The sequence below is a fragment of the Pedobacter lusitanus genome (assembly GCF_040026395.1).
GTDB classification, from domain to species: Bacteria; Bacteroidota; Bacteroidia; order Sphingobacteriales; family Sphingobacteriaceae; genus Pedobacter; species Pedobacter lusitanus.
In genome coordinates, this window is record NZ_CP157278.1 from 2,132,012 (window position 1) to 2,151,909 (window position 19,898).

The window sequence follows — 19,898 nt, forward strand, 5'->3', positions numbered from 1 at the left end:
AGTAAAAATAAGTAAATATTTAGTACAATAATACACTATATTTACATCATATAATTTAAAACTGATGTATTACGATTTAATAACAGAGTTAGTCGATCTGATTAAAATTTATGAAAAGGAGTCTGAGCATGGCAGTCAGGATATACATTTATTTTTACAGTGGCTTAACGCACACTATAAAAAGCAGGATCATCCGGCTTTTCCGGAACCGGAATGGGATGGGAAATCAAAAGGACGTTCAGCTGACAGTGTGATCAATACTTCACTGGTACATCTTTACAAGTATGCCAAACTACATGCAAAAGCTGCAATAGCAGATACCGAATTTTCTACTCCTGATGATTTTATCTATTTAATCAGCCTGGTTTCATTTGGAAGTATGACAAAAACCGCATTAATCAAATTAAACGTACACGAGAAATCTGCGGGTATACAAATAGTGAATAGATTAATTAATAACGGTCTGGTAGAACAGGCTGCCATAGAAAGTGATAAAAGAAACAGGATGATCCACATTACCCCGAAAGGAACCCGGCTTTTAAATGAAAGTATGCAGAATATAAAAAAAGCCTCAATGAATGTAACAGAACCACTAGCCTATCAGGAAAAAATGGATCTGATCAGGTTGCTTACAAAACTGGAGAATTTTCATGAATTAAAAACCAGAGGGTCATTTTAAATAATCAAAATAAAAACCTGAATACCAAATAAATTGAGACAAGAAGAAAGACAAATAGCAGTCATAGGTTCAGGATTCGCCGGGATTAGCGCTTCTGCCTATCTCGCCAGACAGGGTTACCAGGTAGAAGTCTATGAAAAAAATGCAGAAATCGGCGGCAGGGCACGTCAGCTGGTTACCGATAATGGCTACACATTTGACATGGGACCAAGCTGGTACTGGATGCCTGAAGTATTCGAAAAGTTCTTCAATGATTTTGGTTACAAGACAGAGGATTTTTATGAACTGGAATTACTCGATCCTGGTTTCAGTGTAATCTTCGGCCAGAATGATGTATTAAACATCCCGGCAGATTTTGGGGAATTATGCAGGCTGTTTGAGTCCATAGAAAATGGAAGCGGAGAAAAATTAAAAAAGTTTTTAGCAGAAGCAGAATATAAGTACAAGATAGGCATTGGAAATCTGGTCTATAAACCCGGGCTTTCTTTACTGGAATTTGCAGATACAGAGCTGATAAAAGGGCTGTTTAAATTACAGGTGTTTACGTCTTTCAGCTCACATGTTAAAAAACATTTCAAAAACCCGCGACTAATTGCACTGATGGAGTTCCCTGTTCTTTTTCTTGGTGCAATGCCCGAAGATACACCGGCTTTATACAGTCTGATGAATTATGCAGGTCTTAAATTGGGTACATGGTATCCAAAAGGAGGTTTTGGGAAAGTTATCCAGGGTATGAAAACCGTTGCAGAAAAACAAGGTGTAAAATTTCACACTAACGCAGCTGTGACAGGTCTTCATGTCCGGGACAAAAGAGTTACAAGATTAACTTCGGTAAAAGGACAAAAGCATTACGATGGAGTGATTGCCTCGGCCGATTATCATCATGTAGAAGAAAAGTTATTACAGCAGGCTAACAGAAACTATTCAGAAAAATATTGGGATAGCAGAATTCTGGCTCCCTCCTGCCTGATTTTCTATCTGGGAGTAAATTGTAAAATAGACCGGTTAAATCATCATACTTTATTTTTTGACGAGGATCTAAAACAGCATTCGCACGAGATATACAAAGAAGCTCGGTGGCCATCAAAACCATTGTTTTATGTCTGCTGCCCAAGTATCACTGATACTTCAGTAGCTCCGTCAGGGCATGAAAATTTATTTGTACTCATGCCGCTTGCACCAGGGGTAAAAGATCCCGAAACTATGCGGGAAACATATTTCAATATAATTATGAACAGATTAGAGACTTATACCGGAAAAAATATACGTGCTCATCTGGACTATAAAAAAAGCTATTGTGTAAGTGACTTCATGACAGATTACAACTCGTATAAAGGGAATGCCTATGGACTGGCAAATACCCTTTTGCAAACTGCAAACCTGAAACCGTCGCTAAAAAACAAACAAATAGACAACTTATTTTATGCAGGGCAGCTTACTGTACCCGGACCGGGAGTTCCTCCTTCTATTATTTCCGGAAATGTAGCCGCTCAGCAACTTATAAAGTATTTAAAAAGATAATCATGAAAGAGGTATTTGACAATTTATCGGCGGCATGCAGCAGAATGATTACCAAACGCTACAGCACCAGTTTCTCGCTGGGTATTTATTTTTTGAATGAAAAGATCCGGCAACCTGTCTATTCTATATACGGTTTTGTGAGACTGGCAGACGAAATCGTAGACAGCTTTCATGACTATGACAAAATACTTTTGCTCTCTAAATTTAAAAGAGACTGTTTTGAAGCTATTGAAGAAGGAATCAGTCTTAATCCGGTACTCAACGCATTCCAGGAAGTAGTCAATAAGTATCAGATAGAAAAAGAACTTATTGCATTATTTCTGCAAAGTATGGAAATGGATCTCAGACAGGAAACTTATACACCCGAAAAATACGATCAGTATATCCTCGGCTCAGCCCAGGTTGTAGGCTTAATGTGTCTGCAGGTTTTTACAGAGGGCGATAAAAATCAATACGAGAAGCTAAAAAATTCTGCTATGAACTTAGGTTCAGCATTTCAAAAAGTAAACTTTCTAAGAGATGTGAATGCAGATTATTACAACCTGAACCGAACCTATTTCCCAAATGTAAAACTATCCGAGTTCTCAAACACTGAAAAAAAATTGATAGAAGAAGAGATCGAAAACGAGTTTAAACTTGCTCTGGAAGGTATCCGCAAATTACCTCTCTCATCAAGAAACGGTGTTTATCTTGCCTATGTTTATTACAAGGAATTGTTTAACAAGATCAAATGCAGCACTGCAGAGAAAATCATGGCCGAAAGGATAAGAATTTCCAATGCACATAAATTCGGGTTAATGTTTGACTCTATTATCCGGTACAAAACCAATACGATATGAAAAAGGCAGTCTTTTTGGTTATTCTTTTGATTGCAATAAAGTCATATGCTGCAGAACCGGAGATCAGGGAAGTAAAAAACCTGTTCAGCGCATCCGCTTACAGCAAAGCCTCAGCAGATCAGCTTTTAAAACTTTTGTCTGCAACAGGAGAATCTTCTCCGGCTCTTTTTATCTGTTATAAGGGTGCCGCAGAGATGATGCAGGCTAAATATGGCTTTAATCCGGTCAATAAATTCAAGAGATTTAAAAAAGGCAGAAGTCTGATAGAAAATGCCGTAAAAAAAGAGCCCGACAATCTGGAAATCAGATTCTTAAGATTCCTTATCCAAACCAATCTCCCTTCTTTTCTCAATTATAATAATGATATACATAAGGATAGAAATTATTTACTGGCCAATTTAAAAACGACAGACGATAAAGAACTCAGACAAAATATACTGAAATATTTATCCAGCAAAAAAATCACACAATTAAAGAACAGAAAGGATTAGTCAGATGATAGAAGAAGAAGTAATACTTGTAGATAAAACTGATCAGCCTGTAGGAACCATGCCTAAACTACAAGCCCATATAGAAGGCAAACTTCACAGGGCTTTCTCAGTCTTTATTTTTAACTATTCGGGAGAACTTTTATTACAGCAAAGGGCTTTTGATAAATATCATTCCGGAGGTAAATGGACAAATACATGCTGCAGCCATCCTTTTCCGGGAGAAAAGACCTTATCCGCAGCAAAAAGAAGATTAAAAGAAGAAATGGGTATGGAATGTACATTAAAACCAGCATTTAGTTTTTCTTATAAAACTGAATTTGAAAATGGTCTGATAGAAAATGAATATGATCATGTTTACTTTGGTTTGTCTGATGATTTACCTCAGCCAAATCCGAAGGAAGTGGCAAACTTCAGTTACATCAAAATGGAAGAACTTGAATCCAGACTCGCCGACGAAGGTAAAAAATATACCGAATGGCTAAAAATATGCTTTAAAGAAGTTATGGCACATTACAAAAAATTTCAGATCAATGATTAGCTGGATTATTTATTTACTGATTACAACCGGCACCTTTATCTTTATGGAAGGAGTTGCCTGGTTTACACATAAATTTGTGATGCACGGGATACTTTGGGTATTGCATAAAGATCATCATCAAAAAAAACCGCATTTCTTTGAAAAGAATGATGCCTTTTTTTTAATATTTGCCACTCCCAGTATCCTGCTTTTCTTTTTTGGAGCAAGAAATGGATTCAACTGGATGTTTTATATCGGACTAGGCATATTATTGTACGGTATTGCTTATTTCACCATACATGACATAGTGATCCATCAGCGTTTCAAATGGTTTTCGCGAAGCAATAATAGCTATATTAAAACGATTGTAAGAGCACATAAGATGCATCATAAGCATCTGGACAAACATCATGGAGAATCATTCGGAATGTTGTTCGCAGCGCGAAAATACTGGCAGAAATCACAAAAAAGCAAAAATGAAGCACTTTGATTATATCATTGCGGGTGGCGGATGCGCAGGGAGAAGTTTAGCTGTACGGATGTTACCTTATCTAAAGGCAACAAACAAGCATATACTGATCGTGGACAGAATAAACAAAAAGGACAACGACAAAACATGGTGCTTCTGGGAAAAACATGACGATATATTTGAATCTGCTGTATATAGAAAATGGAATCAATTATACTTCTCCGGTAATTTAATCAGTCAGAAACTGGATATCAGTCCTTACAATTACAAGATGATCCGTTCAGGTGACTTTTATGCACTAACTGATCAAAAAATATCAGGAGATGACCGTGTAAACACGATAGAGGGAAACGTTGAAATTTTATACACAGAAAATGATCTCGCCTATGCGGTTATAGATGGGGTAAAATTCAGTGCAGATTATATATTTTCCAGTATTCCGCAAGCTCAGAAAAAAGAACCCGGTATTTATCAGTATTTGTTACAGCATTTCCAGGGATGGGTTATACAAACTGACAGTGAAATATTCAGTCCTGAATGTGCTACACTAATGGATTTCAATACTTCTCAGGATGCAGGTACTTCATTTATCTATGTATTACCCCTGGCTCCGGATAGTGCTCTGGTAGAATACACGGTTTTTTCCGGGCAGGTACTTGCAAGACAGGAATATACCGCAGCTTTGAAACAGTATATCCGCGAACAGCTGAATTGTGAACATTATACTATTAAAGAAGAGGAATACGGTGTAATCCCCATGTCTGACCACCCTGTCAGCAAACAAGAAGGTCGTATCGTTTATCTGGGTACAGCCGGTGGATTTACAAAAGGCTCAACCGGTTATACCTTTCGTTTTATACAAAAACATACAACAGCAATAGTTAAACAGCTATCCAAATCAGGTAATCCTTACATTTCATCTCTGTTTTCTGATAGATTTAATACTTATGATGCTATACTTCTGCATTTATTAGATAGCAGACGTCTTTCCGGTAAAGAAATCTTTTCGGCAATGTTTAAAAAAAATCAAGCTGTACAAATATTGAAGTTTCTGGACAATGAAACCTCAATTATTGAAGAACTAAAGATTTTCAGCACCCTCCATAAAAAAGAATTTTTACTTGCTTTATTAAGCCGTACTTTAAAACTGATGAAACCAGTACATCCATTTAAGGCACAGGAATCAAACAGGAATCGGCAGTAAATAAGCTATTCATAAAACGCAAGAATCTCATCACCAATGGCTTCTACCAGTTCAGGTTCAACACCATCCATCTTCCATCCATGTTTTGCGTATCTGATCATACCCAGCGCCTGGTCGTTTAGTTCTACATCCAGCTGATAACAAATATCTTCTTCACAGGTATCGGGTACAGGTACCCCCTCTCCCTTATACTTCTTGCCACCATATTCAAATTCAAGCGGTATGGGCTGTTTTTCCAGCTGCTCAATCATGTCCTTCAGAAAGGCGATCAGGTGTTTACGTTGCGTTGTGCCGCTCAGATTCCATTTTTCTTTATCAGCACGCTTATGCGCCAGTTTGAATTTAAGACCATGCATCTCAGTTGAATACTCGTTGGCATTTAACTTCTTCGCGTTCTGGTGAGACAAAATATACCAGTGATATTCAGTACCTTCAGGAACCCCACTGCCTTCGGGTGCATGCCCTTTGCGACGTTTAGTAACAGCATAGCTGATCTCCCAGAGATCCGGAGTTATCTTAGTTTCCTTCCAGTCACCCTGATCATAATTCCAATGGTGACTTCTGCCTACCTGCATGCCCGTATACTGCCGGCCCTCAAATTTTTTAATAGAATCATATTGTCCGGAAGATTTTCTTTTTGAAGCTTTAGTGCCCCTTTTTTCTCCTGGTGAAGATCCCGCTGACTGTTCAGTACCTCTTGTTTTGAATGAAGTTGCCATAATTAAATAATTTAATAGCGTTTAAACAACGGACACCGGGAGAAGTTTGCTGATATAATTACTAAAATCAGATCAGGTATTTCTGCAATAAAAACACGTATTTACCACCAAAACATCCTCATCAATAGATTGTTAAAATCAAAACAATAAAAATTTAATTATGAAAAAGATATATTTGATACTGACAGCCCTTGTGGTATTGCTAATTCCGGCATGTGGATCGGATAGGCAGAAAAAAAATGACACTACTCCTGTGGTAGCGGCGGATAGTATACAAACAGATACTACCAGTAACAATCGTAGCGCCGATACAACTAAACGGGACACCGGCAAATCAACTACCGATTCAGTTACTAAAAAAAATCCTAAATAATGATTATTCCATTAGCCACCGCCTTGTTTATTATTATTCTTGCAGTTGTGCTAATCTTTCGGTTTAAAAAGCCGAAAGATTAGCACAACAAGCTAACATTAAAAACGATGTATTTATGCTTTTGAGAATGGCAATTATTTCTTTGGCTCACGTCCAAATACTTTCCTTAATTCTTCTTTTGCATTTTCAAGCACCTTTTTCTGATCAGGGTCCAGGTTCTTTCCTGCCCTGTTAATATAAAAAGTCAGCATCGACATAGCTGACCGGTATGGACTTGACTTCCTCCTGTCACTTTCCTCTGCAGATTGTTTTAGTGATTCAGCGATCTTTTTTGCATTTTTTGATTCAAAAATATTTTCCTTCAGATCAAGTGCATTACTGTTTTGCGTAACGTCAGATGACCATTTGTCTGTCTCTGGTTGATGTGCTTTGGTGTTCTTCCGGGTTTTCATTGGAATAAATTTGCTTTTTCGTAGTGATTATATTTTAATAATCCTCAAATTATGAATCCTCAGCTGGCTTTTGTCCTTCGCCGGTTTGATGGGCCAGCATACTATCCGGCATTATATTGCTCAGACCGGTTTTAACTTTATTCATAAAGCCGGATACCACTTTATCTTTTCCTGCCATCATAGCTTCATAACCATCTTTTGCCACATCAGCCGGATTAGCCATTGCGTCCCTATCATGCACAGACTTGCTATCAAGCATATCAGCCTTATTGAAAAAGTCGGTGTCAGTTACACCAGGAAGCAGTGCCGTGACCGTAATGCCAGTATCTTTTAACTCTTCACGGATAGCTTCAGTAAAAGACAATACAAAAGCTTTGGTGCCATGATAAACTGATTGCCATGGCCCCGGACTTTTACTGGCTACAGATGCCAGGTTTAAAATCTTACCATAACCAACTGGCAGCATATCTTTTAAAAAAAGTTTGGTGAGAATAACCAGTGAAGAGATATTAAGATTGATAATATCAAGTTCACGATCTATATCGGTATCCTTAAATTCACCATATATACCTTGCCCGGCATCGTTAACCAGAATCTGTACCGGTAATTTTAGTTTGGCTACTTCAGCATATACAGCAAAAGCATTTTCAGGATTAAACAGGTCTTTTGCAATGGTTAAAACTTCAATTCCGTACTGTTTAAATTCTAAAGCCCTGCTTGCTAATTCCTGCTGATCACGGGCGACAATAATCAGGTTATACTGATCCCTGGCGAATAACTTTGCCAGCTCATAGCCAATACCACTGGTTGCCCCGGTAATCAGCGCATATTTTTTCAGCTCATTCATAATTTCACTATTAAGGTTTCAATACGACTTTCACACAATCCTCTTCTTTTTCATCAAATATTTTATACCCATGAGAGACTTCACTTAATGGCAGAGTATGAGAAATAATATCATCCAGTACAACTTTCTCTTCTCTGACCAGATCAATTAATTTATCAATATAATTCAGTACCGGTGCCTGTCCCTGCTTAATGGTAATTCCTTTATCAAAGATCCTGTGCAAAGGAAAATTATCATAAGGACTTCCGTAAACACCAAGAATGGAGACTGCCCCGCTTCTTCTGACAGCTTTAAAACACATCTCCAATACTTTTATACTCCCTTTTTCAAAATTAACGGTAGCCTTAACCCTATCCATAAAGGTGCGCTCGGGTTCAAAACCTACTGCATCAATGCAAACATCTGCACCTCTTCCCTGAGTCATCTCGCGGATTGCCTCTATTACATCTACCTGATGCGGGTTTAAAGTATCGACTTTGTTTACCCTTCGGGCCTTTTCCAGTCTGTAGTCCAGCGGATCAATAGCAATTACCCTGGATGCCCCGTTAATCCAGGCAGCTTTCTGAGCCATCAGACCTACCGGACCAGAACCAAAAATGGCAACAACTTCTCCTCCTTTAAGCTGGGCCCAGTCTACTCCTGACCAGCCGGTAGGAAATATATCTGTCAGGAACAGCACCTGTTCATCAGTAACGTGATCCGGAACTATTCTTGGGCTGACATCGGCATAAGGAACCCTTACATATTCAGCTTGTCCGCCGGCATAACCGCCATATAAATCAGTATAACCAAATAAAGCTCCCCCTTTCTGATCCAATAAATCCCCGTTTGGACCATAGTGTTTATAATTGGAATTTTCACAATTGGGTGATGCGCCATGATTACAAAAGAAACAATGACCACAAGCTATCGGAAAAGGAACGATCACGCGGTCACCCTTTTTCAGATGCTTAACGTCCCTTCCTATTTCTTCTACAACACCCATAAATTCATGCCCCATAATCATATCTTCTACCTGTGGCACAGCACCACTTAAAATATGAAGATCAGACCCACAAATTGCGGTACTGGTAACTCTTAATATAATATCAGTTTCCAGTTCAATACGTGGATCTGCAACTGTTGCATAGCTGATATCTCCTGGTTTATGGAATACTGCTGCTTTCATAATTTTCAATTCAAAAGATGATGAATTTGTTTTTAACTATCCCGTGACACCAGTTTATGAAAGGTACTGGTTTCCCCGTCCGACTTTTTATCCTGATAAAGAAAGTCCAGATTATCCTTCTCAAAATCTGTAAAGAATTCGTCCCAGGTAATTTCCGCCAGATCTTTGCTGTCACTATGTTCAGGAAAATGAATACGCAGGACTCCCTGATCTCCATACTTTTCTGTTCCTTTGATTTTTGCCGGAACGCCACCGCGTTCATCGGCCCATTCCTGAATGGTTTTATGATTATGTGTTTGATTTGAAGTACTCATAGTATAAATTATTAATGTTTATTGACCATCTGTTGCCTCATCATTGCCGGGCAAACCCGTTTCTTCGTTAAGCCTTGTTTCTTTTCCGTCTGCAAATTCAATCTCTCCATTTGTATAATTTCCATCGCCCGGATTCCGTTTGTTATGGCTTCCCTCCTTAGTCTTATCTTTATTTTCCGGGGGAGGATTAGATTCTGTCCGGAATTTTTCCTTATTCAGTTCCTCTGATTGCTGATCTTTATGATTATCCATAATATTTAGTTTAAGGTTGTCCATTTCCACCAGCAGCACCATAAATCTGCCCGGTTGCAAAACTTGCATCATTTGCAGCCAGCTGTACATAGATAGATCCAAGTTCAGCAGGTTGCCCTGGTCTGCCTAAAGGAGAATCACCGCCAAAGTTTTTTAACTTCTCCTGCGTAGCACCTCCGCTAACCTGCAGCGCTGTCCAGATTGGTCCCGGAGCAACTCCATTGACACGAATTCCTTTTGGACCAAGTTGTTTGGCAAGTGATTTTACGAAATTCATGGTTGCTGCCTTGGTTTGCGCATAGTCATAAAGGTCAGGAGAGGGATCATAGGCTTGTACTGAAGTTGTTCCTATAATAACTGAGCCAGGTTGTAAATGCGGTAATGCAGCCCTGATGATCCAGAAGGGTGCGTAAATATTTGTCTTCATGGTCCAGTCAAATTGTTCAGTTGATATATCAAGTATAGACTGATGAGCCTGCTGTCTGCCGGCATTACTAACCAGAATATCAAGACCACCGAGGTTTTTAACTGCTTGTTCTACTAAACGCTTACAGAATTCTTCTTCCCGCAGATCCCCTGGAATTGCCACCGCCTTTACCCCTTCTGCCTTCATCAGAGCAATCACCTCTTTTGCGTCAGGTTCTTCATCAGGCAGATAGTTAATCGCCACATCTGCACCTTCACGGGCATATGCAATTGCTGCAGCTCTTCCCATTCCTGAATCACCGCCTGTAATTAATGCTTTTCTTCCTTTTAAGCGTCCGCTTCCCTTATAACTCTGCTCTCCATGATCAGGCCGCGGATCCATTTTTCCAGCCAGACCAGGCCATGGCTGGGACTGACCTTTAAACGGTGGCTTCGGATATTTAATTGTAGGATCTTCTAACAGCTGTATTTTAAAAGGTTCCTCCCCGAATAAAGCAGAGGCTCCAAAAACAGGGCTGACTGCGATACTTCCCAGGCCAGCCGCCAAACTACTGACGGCCAGTCTTCTTGTTATTTTGTTTTCTGGTTTTACAATAGCAGACAACGAATCATTTACCGGAGAACTCCCGCCGGTTTCATTTCCGGCTGATTGTTGTACCTGTTCTTTTTGCTCAATAGCTTTCCATTGATTTTCCATAGCTTTTCTTTTAAAATGATGCTATAATAAACTCTGTACATGGCCTTTAGGTTTTCCGGAAAAACACGCTATTTTATAAAATAAACATCATTGATTATAGGGATTAATACGTGTTGTTTATCATGAGCAGAATATGATTATGCTATTGCATAATTTCTCCGGCACTTATAGCGAAGAACTTATTTGTGTTATAAGCATATTTCCAGGATCAGGATAAACTCTTCCGGAAAGATGAAGCTGCCCCATAAACCGGGACAACCTCTAAATCAGAAATCAGACTGACTATGCTGTTACATTTGCTTCGCTCGTTGCTATTTCTGTAAGCAGACCGTCAGTATCTTTCTCTTCGGCCAAAGTTTCAGTTAATAATTCTTCAGCTTCATTATGCCCCATCAGTTTTGCATAAGTGACCAGACAGCCATAGCTGGCAATTTCATAATGTTCTACTTTCTGAGCAGCAGCAATCAATGCTGCATCGGATGAAGGAGAGCCTTCAAAACTTTCCATAATTTCATCAGCCTCTTCCAGCAGGCCTTCCATCGCTTTACATTTTTTGCCCCGCGCTGTTAACCCAATGGAATCAAAAATCTGTTTTAAACGATCAATCTGACCTTCTGTTTGTTCATAATGAGTTTGAAAAGCATGCTTAAGTTTTTCACTGACTGCTCCGTCTGTCAGTTTTTTCAAACCTTTGAGTAATTGTTTTTCTGCACCTAAAATATCTCTTAATTCATCAACAAATAGTTCATGAAGATGTGCATTGGACATGTTCTGTGATTGTGCTATAGTTGCCATAATTTAAGTTATTTATTAAAAATCCATTTATGAACGCCTGTCAAAAATTATTGTTTTTAATAATTTCACATAACTCAATATCTGCTTTGATCTTCAGACAACTCTATACTTTTTCAGCTTATAAACCTGCCACAATACACACTTTGGGATACCTCATCGCTCATCACATCTTTAAAGGCTATAAATACTTCATAAGTGTTCTTTTTGATATAAAAAGGATCGAGGTAAAAAGTATCTTTTAATTCTTCTCTGCGTGCTCCGCTGTAATTGATATGAGGGCGCCTGTGAGTTTGACTGTATAACAGGATGATGGCTCTGTCGCCTGGATTACCTGTCTGAGTTTTATCTTTGTCCCAGGTGAAATGAAAAGCATTTTCTGCTACCTGAACGGTTACATTTTCCGGCTTTTGCAATGGCCCGTCGGCGACTAAAATAGTGTCCCAGTTGATCTCCTGGTTAGGAAATTCACCCTTTATACCTGTTAACAGGTTGGCAGATTTGGCTGCATTGTTTGCCGTAATGTTCCTGTCTGCGGCTATTTGTTTGAAACCCGTTCTTAAGAAGGGCTTAACAGCATTTAAAAACGGACTTAACACTTTCATTTTATTAGCCTGAGCCTGCTGAGGTATAGTTCTTGGCCTTTTTTTGCGGGGTTTGGCGGGTAATGAACGGGCGCATACCTTGTTCTTCCAGGTATAAATAACGACGTTTCCGATTCTTCCTCTGATACCTGCCAGTACGGTGCCTTCCTGTATGATTGCCATAATTGATCTGATTAGTATCACAATATAGGGGAAAACGTATGGTGGAATTATAGTTATAAGTGTTTAAATAATAAATTATTAAGACCTTATTCAGCTGCTATTCGAAGGAAGCTGAACCTTGTCTGTTTAACCACTGAACTGTGTCTGAATGATGTCTGAACAAAGTATAGCTAGCACCCTTATTATCAGTATATTACAAAGGGTGTTTTTAACATGTTTTCAGGCCGTTTATTTTGTGGATTTCAGGCTGATTTTTCAGAAAATTCCGGACTGTAATCTCCTGGCCTTTAAGATTTGATAAAATTATATCAAATAAAAAAACCACAAAGATTGCTCTTTGTGGTTTTCTCGTCAATAGCATAACTACAACGGGTTTTGTATCACCTGCGGGTTGTTATTGATTTCTTTATCTGGCAATTGAAATCTGAATTTCGGGCTGTTCACTGGCAAATTAAATTTACCAAAGGTATGATTAGATCCTGTATAGTCCCTTTCTAAAGGAACACCCACACGTTTCATATCAAACCAGGCGTAACCTTCTCCCCATAATTCGATTCTTTTCTGCAGATAGATTTCATTCAATAAATCCTGACCAGAATTAACTGATAACTGATAAGCTTTATTCCGGGCAGAAGTAATATCAAATAATACTTGTTTTGCTTCACTTTCATTTCCCAGTTTAGCTAAAGATTCAGCTTCTATATAATACAGGGAAGAAGACCGGATATAGATATAATCTCCCTCAAAAAGCGTAGGGTCTTTAAATTTCCAGTTTACATAAGGAGGATAGTTTTTTGTTGTTCCATTAAAGGTGTATGAACTGGAAGTAGCCCCATTGAAAACTTTTTTCCTGTAATCTGTAGCAGGAATAGCTTCATACAATCTTTTATCAATCAGTTTATAGATCTGTGCAGCTCCGGCATAACCCTGATTGGTATTATCAAACATTGAGAAAAATGAAGCATAATAGTTACCGATAGCAGCTGTCTGGGTATTGTTATCAAAACCCCAGATAAGCTCAGGATTATCTATTCTTGAAAATCCGGTACCTGTATAATCCGGCTCAGTCATCAGACTGATATCTTTTCTTGCCTGACGGGCATAATCCGCAGCTTTTTGATATTCTCCTTTTTCCAGATAAATATCTGCCGCAATCGCCTTTGCTGTTCTTTGATCAATCTGGGCTTTTGAAGGTCTGTTATAGCCATCCAAAGCAACAATAGCAGCTTCTATATCTGCAGTTATCTGATTGTACACTGCTAATGTTGCAGCTCTTGGCAAACCTGTTTCCAGACTGGTATTATCCAGCACCAGAGGGATGCCAGGTTCATTTTCATGTCCCTTATAGGTAAAGGTATAAAAGCGGATTAAATTGTAATAAGAAAGTGCTCTCAAAGCTAATAACTGCCCGTAAGAACTTCTGTTACTCTTGTTGACTCCAATTTTACTGATCTCCGCTAAAAGACCGTTAATTGAGAATATTCTGGAATAATAAGTTACCCAGACTATAGAAGTCCCTATATTATTGGAAATACCTGCATCATAGTTATAAAACATACCTAAATGCTGATTTTTTGCCTGTATAACATCATTTGACATCAGATCTGCTCCGGATCTTATACCAATAAGTCCAAAATCTGAGTGTACAGTCGTACCACCTGCCCCATTACTGCGCAGATCCAGATATATTCCGTTTAATGCTTTATTCAGCGCTGCCGGATCCTGTGCAATCTGTTCTTTAGAGACATCACCTCCGGGTTCTATATTTAAATTTTTACTGCAGCCTGCAAAGCCCGCGCCTGCTAAAAATAGTCCTGCAAATATGATTTTTATATTCATTTTCTTTTATTTATTGCTTTTATTATCAGATCAGACCTTTACCAGGTCATCTATTTAAAATTTCACATTAACACCAACCGAGACACTTGATAACAAAGGATAGCTATAGGAATTTGATGCTCCAGTTAATGAGGTTCTCGGGTCATAGCCTTTTCTTTTTGACCATAAATAGAGATTATTTCCTGTCAAATAGATCTTTGCGTTTGTCAGGCCACTCCATTTTAACTTCTCTTTGGTTAAATTATAGCTTAGGCTTACATCCTGTAAACTGATATAATCAGATTTGATCAGGTACAATGTGGAAGAGGCATTCTGGTTAGTACTGCTCAGATCAACGCGAGGCAGGGCTGCACCAGTGTTTTCCGGAGTCCAGGTCTTGTTAACGTCTGTATGATAGTTGGATGCGTAATTATCTGAATGTAAAAGCGTCCTGTAAATATCATCAAATCCATAACCACCAAACTGATAAGCAAAACTTGCAGACAGACTGATATTTTTATAACTGATTTCTGAACCAAAACCACCATATACTTTTGGTATGGCAGATTTACCTACATTATAAACCGTAGCCTTAGAATAGTCGTTGGTTGTCTTTTTTTCTATCTGATTAGTACTGGCATTCAACTGGTCGGTATACCACAGTGCATCTCCGTTTTTAGGGTCAACACCGGCAAAATCTCTCAGATAATAAGCATAGCGGTCTCCTCCTTCTTTTAAAATGAAAGATCCGGTAACAAGTCCTGTTGCTCTCTGTGCATCCGGAAGACGGGTAATTTTGTTTTTGTAATGGGTAGCGTTAACATTCACACTCCAGTTAATATCCTGTGTTCTGATCAGATCAGCAGCGACATTCAACTGTATGCCTTTGTTATTCATATCACCGATATTGGCAAATCTTAAATAAGAACCGGAATTAGAAGGAGGTAAAGCCTGAGCATAAATCATATTGGAAACTTTACGCTCAAAATATTCAGCATTTACGGTAAGTCTGCGGTCAAATAAACTTGCTTCAAAACCAGTGTTCAGATTTTTTGAAGTTTCCCATTTCAGATCTCTGTTTCCCAGTTTATTCAGAGATACTACTGGTGTATTATCACCAAAATTATTGATGGAATAGGTATCGTAATAGGCATAATAATCACGGTCACTGGTATTTAAGGTCACATTATCATTCCCCTGTTGTCCGTAAGAAATCTTAAATTTCAGCGAGTTGATTGTCTTGTTATTACTTAAAAAGTCTTCTTTAGCAATGTCCCAGGCTCCGCCTAAGCCATAAAAAGTACCCCATCTGCTTTCTGGTGCAAAAATAGACGAACCGTCTCTTCTGACACTGGCATTAAAGAAATAACGGTTATTGTAGCTGTAAAGTAATCTGGAGAAGTAGCCTTCAACTGAATACCCATACTGACTTCCTGTTAAGCCGGTGATCTTTGCTGCATTGTTAAAAACCAGTAAATCTGGCAATAGCAATTGCTGTTTTGTTCCTGCAAACTGATCACTGACTGTTTTATTAAATTCATGTCCAAACAATACAGCTATACTGTGATTGTCTATCTTTTTGTTGTAATTAAGCAATTGCTGATGGTTCAGGTTATACTTATACAAAGATGATCTTAACAGATTACCTCCTCCTGAAGAAGATGTTCCGCCATAGGTATTCCCAAAAACCAATCTTCTTTGATTTTCTACGTTTGCACCAAAATTATAAGTGAACTCAAAATCATTCAGGAATTTATAATTCAGGAAAAGATTAGCTGTTGCCTGGTTATTGGTGGTATTGTCCTTATCATATTGTCTGTTACCCACCGGATTTTCAAAAACTGCGTAAGAGCGGCTTGCTCCAAAAGGCCCCTCTCCCGAACCATAGTCATAAACAGGTCTTCCCTTCCCATCATACACTCGCTGAAAGTCATTATTTCTAAGGTAAACCGGATAAAAAGGAGCTATATTTCTCGCAAATTGAAAAGGATTGGAAAAACCGCTACTTTCTCCAAAATTCTGATTGGTATTGGCATAGCTTAAATTACTTCCAATTTTCAAACTCTTATTGACTTCATAGGTTAAATTAGATCTTAAGCCTAATCTTTTAAAACCAGATGAAATTAAATAGCCTTTATCATTCAGATAATTTAGTGATGTAAATGATTTCAGATGCTCGGAATTCGCTGTCAGACTCAAACTGGCTTCTTGTCTTAAGGCAGTACGAAACAAAAGTTTTGACCAGTCATCCTGATATCTTAAACCAGCGGCATCATTAAAACTACCATTGGCATTGATTAACTGATCAAATGGTGCATCGTAAACGTTATAACCTAAGGTACTGTTCATAGAGTTAAGTGCAACCTGACGAGGATCAGTAGTAGACTTTCCTCCTTTAAGTACTCTGGCAATTTCGCCAACTCTGCCTCTGTCATAAAAAGCCAGGTAATAATCTTTTGGTGATTTCAGGATCGAATAGTCAGAAATTGCTCTGAAGTTTATTCCGGCTTTCACGTCTGCATCGATCTGTAAACCCAGACCTTTCCCTTTTTTTGTCGTGACCATAATAACTCCGTTCGCCCCTCTGGAACCATAAAGTGCATTGGAAGAAGCATCTTCGAGAAAAGTAAGCCCTTCAATATCCGATTTAGGGATAGAATTCAGCGAACCATCATAAGGGATACCATCCAGAACTATAAGCGGATCACTGGAAGCATTGATTGAGCCAATACCTCTCATCCTTATTGTAGCAGCAGAACCTGGCTGACCTGTGGTAAAAACCTGAACACCGGGCACCTTACCTCCCAGCCCCTGCAAAATGTTACCATTTTGCAGTGAGGAAATGTCCCTGGCTTTCAATTCCTGGACCGAGCCCGTAATTTCTTCTCTTTTCTGGCTTCCGAATGCAACTACGACTACTTCATTTAAACCATTTACATTCTCTGATAAGGAGATGTTTAATGGTGAACCGTCAGTCACCGTTATGGATTTTGATAAAAATCCGATGTAAGTAAAAGTTAATACACTGCCCCTGGTAGTGTGAACGGTGAAGTTTCCGTTTGCATCCGTAATCGTATTGGGCAGACCTTTTTGATTGAGAACTGAAACCCCGGGTATGGGCAGCTGATCACTGTTTGATTTTACCTTTCCACTGATCGTGAGATTCTGAGCCTGGGCAAATCCCTGGGAAAGAAAGGCAATGGAAAAAATTAAGATTTTGTAGAATGATTTCATCATATAAATAATTAAAAAATAAGATAATCAGGTTACTCGTATGCATACCCCCGCTCAGGGTAACATACAATACCTTAAAAATTGAAATGAGGTGTTAGCCGGATCAGGAAGCGATCAACAGCAAAATTAGAAGCAACAACAGCTGGATGTGAAAATCAAGGACACGGACAGGAACATCGATAAATTTGATAAAAGGTTCTACTTTAAATAATTAATTTTCAACAGGTAAATGTTTTTTTTGACAAAAGTATTGTTTTTTATATATTAAATCCACCAAATTAGTAGTTTTTATAAAGGAAACTACATATCTTACTGACTTACAGTAAAATAATTAAATTCACGCCATCTATTTTTTTGATAATGTACACTTAGCAGCTTGTACAATGACGGAAATTCCCCGAACTGTCAGGATATAATTGTACCAGATATGGTTTGGTTTGTCCGCAAGCCACGTTAATTTCCTGGTGCTGATAACCGATAAAAGAAATAACTATTGGCCAGCTTTGCTCAGTAATTTTTATTTCTGCCTGCCCATCAGGATTTGTCAGGATGCCCTGGTCTTTTCCTGTTGATTTAATAGTTGCTCCTGGAAAGGCAATATCCTGTTCATCAACTACAGCCACATGAATAGTGCATCCCTGATCTGGTACGCTGTAATAAACAGGTTTTACGGGTGGTGATTCAGGAGTACGGCTAAATATCAAAATCGCAGATAAAGACAGAAAACTGATTAACAGGATTAATTTATTCATTGCTTTAAGATTAGGCTTCACAGGTTAATTACCTGAACCTCTTAAGGTCAATTAAATTTATCCATTATCATGCTGCTTCAACAGGCCATATGCCCCATAATGCAATTGATTTATGATGATGTACCGAAGGTGATCAGTTCTGTTCTGATCGTATCATTTTCAATAGTTATAATTCTATAGCCGAATGTCTGATCATCAATATTAATTTGTGTTTGCCTGATTGGAAAACATGAAATCTGACATTACCACTTTAAACCCCACTGATGCAAGTCATCAATGATCTGCAATAATTCCATTCCCTTCACAGTTGGAGTGTATATGATTTTCATTGGCGCTTTTTCAGCTACGATTGTTTTTTCTATTAACTGATCAGCAACCAGCTCTGAAAGGCGTTTACCCAGCATTTGATCTGACAGAGAAGGAAAAGCATTTTTGAGAAGGCTAAACTGACGTGTGTCCCTGGCAATACTGTGCAGGATCTGCATTTTCCATCGGGTACTGATATTCCGCAGCACTTCGTTCACTTCACATTTACAGCTTAGTACAACCAGGTTACTGGCATTCGATGTGCCTGGCTTTAGTTTACTCGACATAATGAATACAGTTTGATACTCACTTTAGGGTGAGTTATTGTTTAGGCAAATGCACTCTGCGACATTTGTACTCACAAAATAAGTCATTATGAAAATAAAATTAATTATCGCAAAGTCATTTTACCTCCTGCTGATTTCACTGTTTTTTGTTTTCCAGGCCGATGCAATACCGGTGAAAAAACCTCCCGTTTTTGTTTTGGTACATGGGGCTTTTCACGGAGGCTGGTGCTGGCAAAAAGTGAGTAAGCAGCTGCGCGAAAAAGGAGATATTGTTTATACGCCTACACTGAGTGGTCTGGGAGCACATAAAAATACATTGAACAGCCAGATTGACCTGAACACTCATATTACTGATATTGTCAACCTGATCGTAACTGAAGACTTGTACAATGTCATTCTTGTAGGTCATAGTTACGCCGGTGCAGTTATTGCAGGTGTTGCAGACCGTATTCCGGAAAGGCTGTCAAAACTGGTTTTTCTCGATGCTATGCTGATGAAAAACGGACAAAGTGCGCTGGACGTAAGTCCGGAAGATATCCGTCTTAACTTTATAAAGTCTGCTATGCAATTTGACAAAGGGTTAAGTCTTCCTTTTTTAACAGCCGGGTTCTTTGGGATAACCAGTGCGCATGATATTAAATGGGTAAATGAACGTTTAACCAATCAGCCTTTCAGAACTTTTACACAACCACTCACCCTGAAGCACCCCTATGGCAATCACCTCCCGCTTATTTACATCGCCTGCACAAACCCGGAACTTCGTGCTATCAGGCCTTTTACTGATGAGACAAAGAATAATCAGGACTGGAAATACCTGGAACTAAAAACCGGACACGATGCGATGATAACCATGCCGGTTGAACTGGCCGGGATGCTGGAATCATTACAATAAATTAAGAACAGTTATCTCCAGACACAATACCATCATTTCATAACCTGATGGCATTGTGTCTGGGGTAAATAGGATCCCTGAA

22 protein-coding genes are annotated in these 19,898 nt (G+C 38.8%); 9 read left to right on the forward strand and 13 right to left on the reverse strand.

Annotated elements, in window-relative coordinates; all coding sequences use genetic code 11:
* Positions 1 to 64 precede the first annotated feature (64 nt).
* The 7 genes from PL_RS08795 to PL_RS08825 are packed head-to-tail and all read left to right on the forward strand — an operon-like array spanning position 65 to position 5,720.
* Positions 65 to 679: a MarR family winged helix-turn-helix transcriptional regulator gene (locus tag PL_RS08795; protein WP_041877901.1), complete on the forward strand. Its 615-nt coding sequence runs from the start codon at positions 65 to 67 to the stop codon at positions 677 to 679.
* Between the two features lie 33 nt (positions 680 to 712).
* Complete coding sequence (locus PL_RS08800) at positions 713 to 2,200, forward strand: phytoene desaturase family protein (RefSeq protein ID WP_348621472.1); 1,488 nt, start codon at positions 713 to 715, stop codon at positions 2,198 to 2,200.
* A 2-nt stretch (positions 2,201 to 2,202) separates the two neighbouring features.
* Complete coding sequence (locus PL_RS08805) at positions 2,203 to 3,039, forward strand: phytoene/squalene synthase family protein (RefSeq protein ID WP_348621474.1); 837 nt, start codon at positions 2,203 to 2,205, stop codon at positions 3,037 to 3,039.
* The gene (locus PL_RS08810; protein ID WP_052496002.1) at positions 3,036 to 3,530 is read left to right on the forward strand and encodes a hypothetical protein; all 495 of its coding nucleotides are present in this window, start codon (positions 3,036 to 3,038) and stop codon (positions 3,528 to 3,530) included. Before PL_RS08805 ends, PL_RS08810 begins: the two co-directional genes overlap by 4 nt.
* A 4-nt stretch (positions 3,531 to 3,534) precedes the next feature.
* Positions 3,535 to 4,068 (forward strand): isopentenyl-diphosphate Delta-isomerase, encoded by a 534-nt coding sequence (gene idi / locus PL_RS08815; protein ID WP_041877904.1) that lies wholly within the window; start codon positions 3,535 to 3,537, stop codon positions 4,066 to 4,068.
* Positions 4,061 to 4,537, forward strand: coding sequence for a sterol desaturase family protein (locus tag PL_RS08820; protein ID WP_041877906.1), 477 nt, complete (start codon positions 4,061 to 4,063; stop codon positions 4,535 to 4,537). Before idi ends, PL_RS08820 begins: the two co-directional genes overlap by 8 nt.
* The gene (locus PL_RS08825; RefSeq protein ID WP_041877909.1) at positions 4,524 to 5,720 is read left to right on the forward strand and encodes a lycopene cyclase family protein; all 1,197 of its coding nucleotides are present in this window, start codon (positions 4,524 to 4,526) and stop codon (positions 5,718 to 5,720) included. Before PL_RS08820 ends, PL_RS08825 begins: the two co-directional genes overlap by 14 nt.
* Before the next feature lie 5 nt (positions 5,721 to 5,725).
* Here PL_RS08825 and PL_RS08830 read toward each other — a convergent pair whose 3' ends face one another.
* Positions 5,726 to 6,439, reverse strand: coding sequence for a hypothetical protein (locus PL_RS08830; RefSeq protein ID WP_235324416.1), 714 nt, complete (start codon positions 6,437 to 6,439; stop codon positions 5,726 to 5,728).
* 160 nt (positions 6,440 to 6,599) lie between these two features.
* Between PL_RS08830 and PL_RS08835 the strand changes: the two genes are divergently transcribed.
* Positions 6,600 to 6,812, forward strand: a complete 213-nt coding sequence (locus PL_RS08835; protein WP_348621476.1) for a hypothetical protein — start codon at positions 6,600 to 6,602, stop codon at positions 6,810 to 6,812.
* A 134-nt stretch (positions 6,813 to 6,946) separates the two neighbouring features.
* On the opposite strand, the gene PL_RS08840 is transcribed toward PL_RS08835, so the two are convergent.
* The 12 genes from PL_RS08840 to PL_RS08895 all read right to left on the reverse strand — a co-directional run bounded on the left by PL_RS08840 (position 6,947) and on the right by PL_RS08895 (position 18,924).
* Positions 6,947 to 7,264: a DUF3175 domain-containing protein gene (locus PL_RS08840; protein ID WP_041877913.1), complete on the reverse strand. Its 318-nt coding sequence runs from the start codon at positions 7,262 to 7,264 to the stop codon at positions 6,947 to 6,949.
* Positions 7,265 to 7,313: 49 nt separating this feature from the next.
* Entirely contained in the window at positions 7,314 to 8,111 is a 798-nt protein-coding gene (locus tag PL_RS08845; RefSeq protein WP_041877914.1) for an SDR family NAD(P)-dependent oxidoreductase, read from the reverse strand.
* Between the two features lie 10 nt (positions 8,112 to 8,121).
* On the reverse strand, positions 8,122 to 9,279 hold the full coding sequence (locus tag PL_RS08850; protein WP_041877915.1) for a zinc-dependent alcohol dehydrogenase: 1,158 nt from the start codon (positions 9,277 to 9,279) through the stop codon (positions 8,122 to 8,124).
* Between the two features lie 32 nt (positions 9,280 to 9,311).
* Positions 9,312 to 9,593 carry a hypothetical protein gene (locus PL_RS08855; RefSeq protein WP_041877916.1) on the reverse strand — a complete coding sequence of 94 codons (282 nt, stop codon included), beginning with the start codon at positions 9,591 to 9,593 and terminating at the stop codon, positions 9,312 to 9,314.
* Positions 9,594 to 9,611: 18 nt separating this feature from the next.
* Entirely contained in the window at positions 9,612 to 9,845 is a 234-nt protein-coding gene (locus PL_RS08860) for a hypothetical protein (protein WP_152620250.1), read from the reverse strand.
* 10 nt (positions 9,846 to 9,855) lie between these two features.
* Positions 9,856 to 10,968, reverse strand: coding sequence for an SDR family oxidoreductase (locus PL_RS08865; protein WP_316933240.1), 1,113 nt, complete (start codon positions 10,966 to 10,968; stop codon positions 9,856 to 9,858).
* A 282-nt stretch (positions 10,969 to 11,250) separates the two neighbouring features.
* Positions 11,251 to 11,763, reverse strand: coding sequence for a ferritin-like domain-containing protein (locus PL_RS08870; RefSeq protein ID WP_082035784.1), 513 nt, complete (start codon positions 11,761 to 11,763; stop codon positions 11,251 to 11,253).
* Positions 11,764 to 11,876: 113 nt separating this feature from the next.
* On the reverse strand, positions 11,877 to 12,527 hold the full coding sequence (locus tag PL_RS08875; protein WP_348621480.1) for a DUF6266 family protein: 651 nt from the start codon (positions 12,525 to 12,527) through the stop codon (positions 11,877 to 11,879).
* Between the two features lie 363 nt (positions 12,528 to 12,890).
* Positions 12,891 to 14,366, reverse strand: a complete 1,476-nt coding sequence (locus PL_RS08880) for a RagB/SusD family nutrient uptake outer membrane protein (RefSeq protein ID WP_041877925.1) — start codon at positions 14,364 to 14,366, stop codon at positions 12,891 to 12,893.
* A gap of 54 nt (positions 14,367 to 14,420) precedes the next feature.
* Entirely contained in the window at positions 14,421 to 17,582 is a 3,162-nt protein-coding gene (locus tag PL_RS08885) for a SusC/RagA family TonB-linked outer membrane protein (protein WP_348621482.1), read from the reverse strand.
* Positions 17,583 to 17,947: 365 nt separating this feature from the next.
* Entirely contained in the window at positions 17,948 to 18,331 is a 384-nt protein-coding gene (locus tag PL_RS08890; RefSeq protein WP_041877928.1) for a carboxypeptidase-like regulatory domain-containing protein, read from the reverse strand.
* A 242-nt stretch (positions 18,332 to 18,573) separates the two neighbouring features.
* The gene (locus PL_RS08895; protein ID WP_052496005.1) at positions 18,574 to 18,924 is read right to left on the reverse strand and encodes a winged helix-turn-helix transcriptional regulator; all 351 of its coding nucleotides are present in this window, start codon (positions 18,922 to 18,924) and stop codon (positions 18,574 to 18,576) included.
* 88 nt (positions 18,925 to 19,012) lie between these two features.
* Between PL_RS08895 and PL_RS08900 the strand changes: the two genes are divergently transcribed.
* Positions 19,013 to 19,816, forward strand: coding sequence for an alpha/beta fold hydrolase (locus PL_RS08900; protein WP_052496006.1), 804 nt, complete (start codon positions 19,013 to 19,015; stop codon positions 19,814 to 19,816).
* Positions 19,817 to 19,898: the final 82 nt, after the last annotated feature.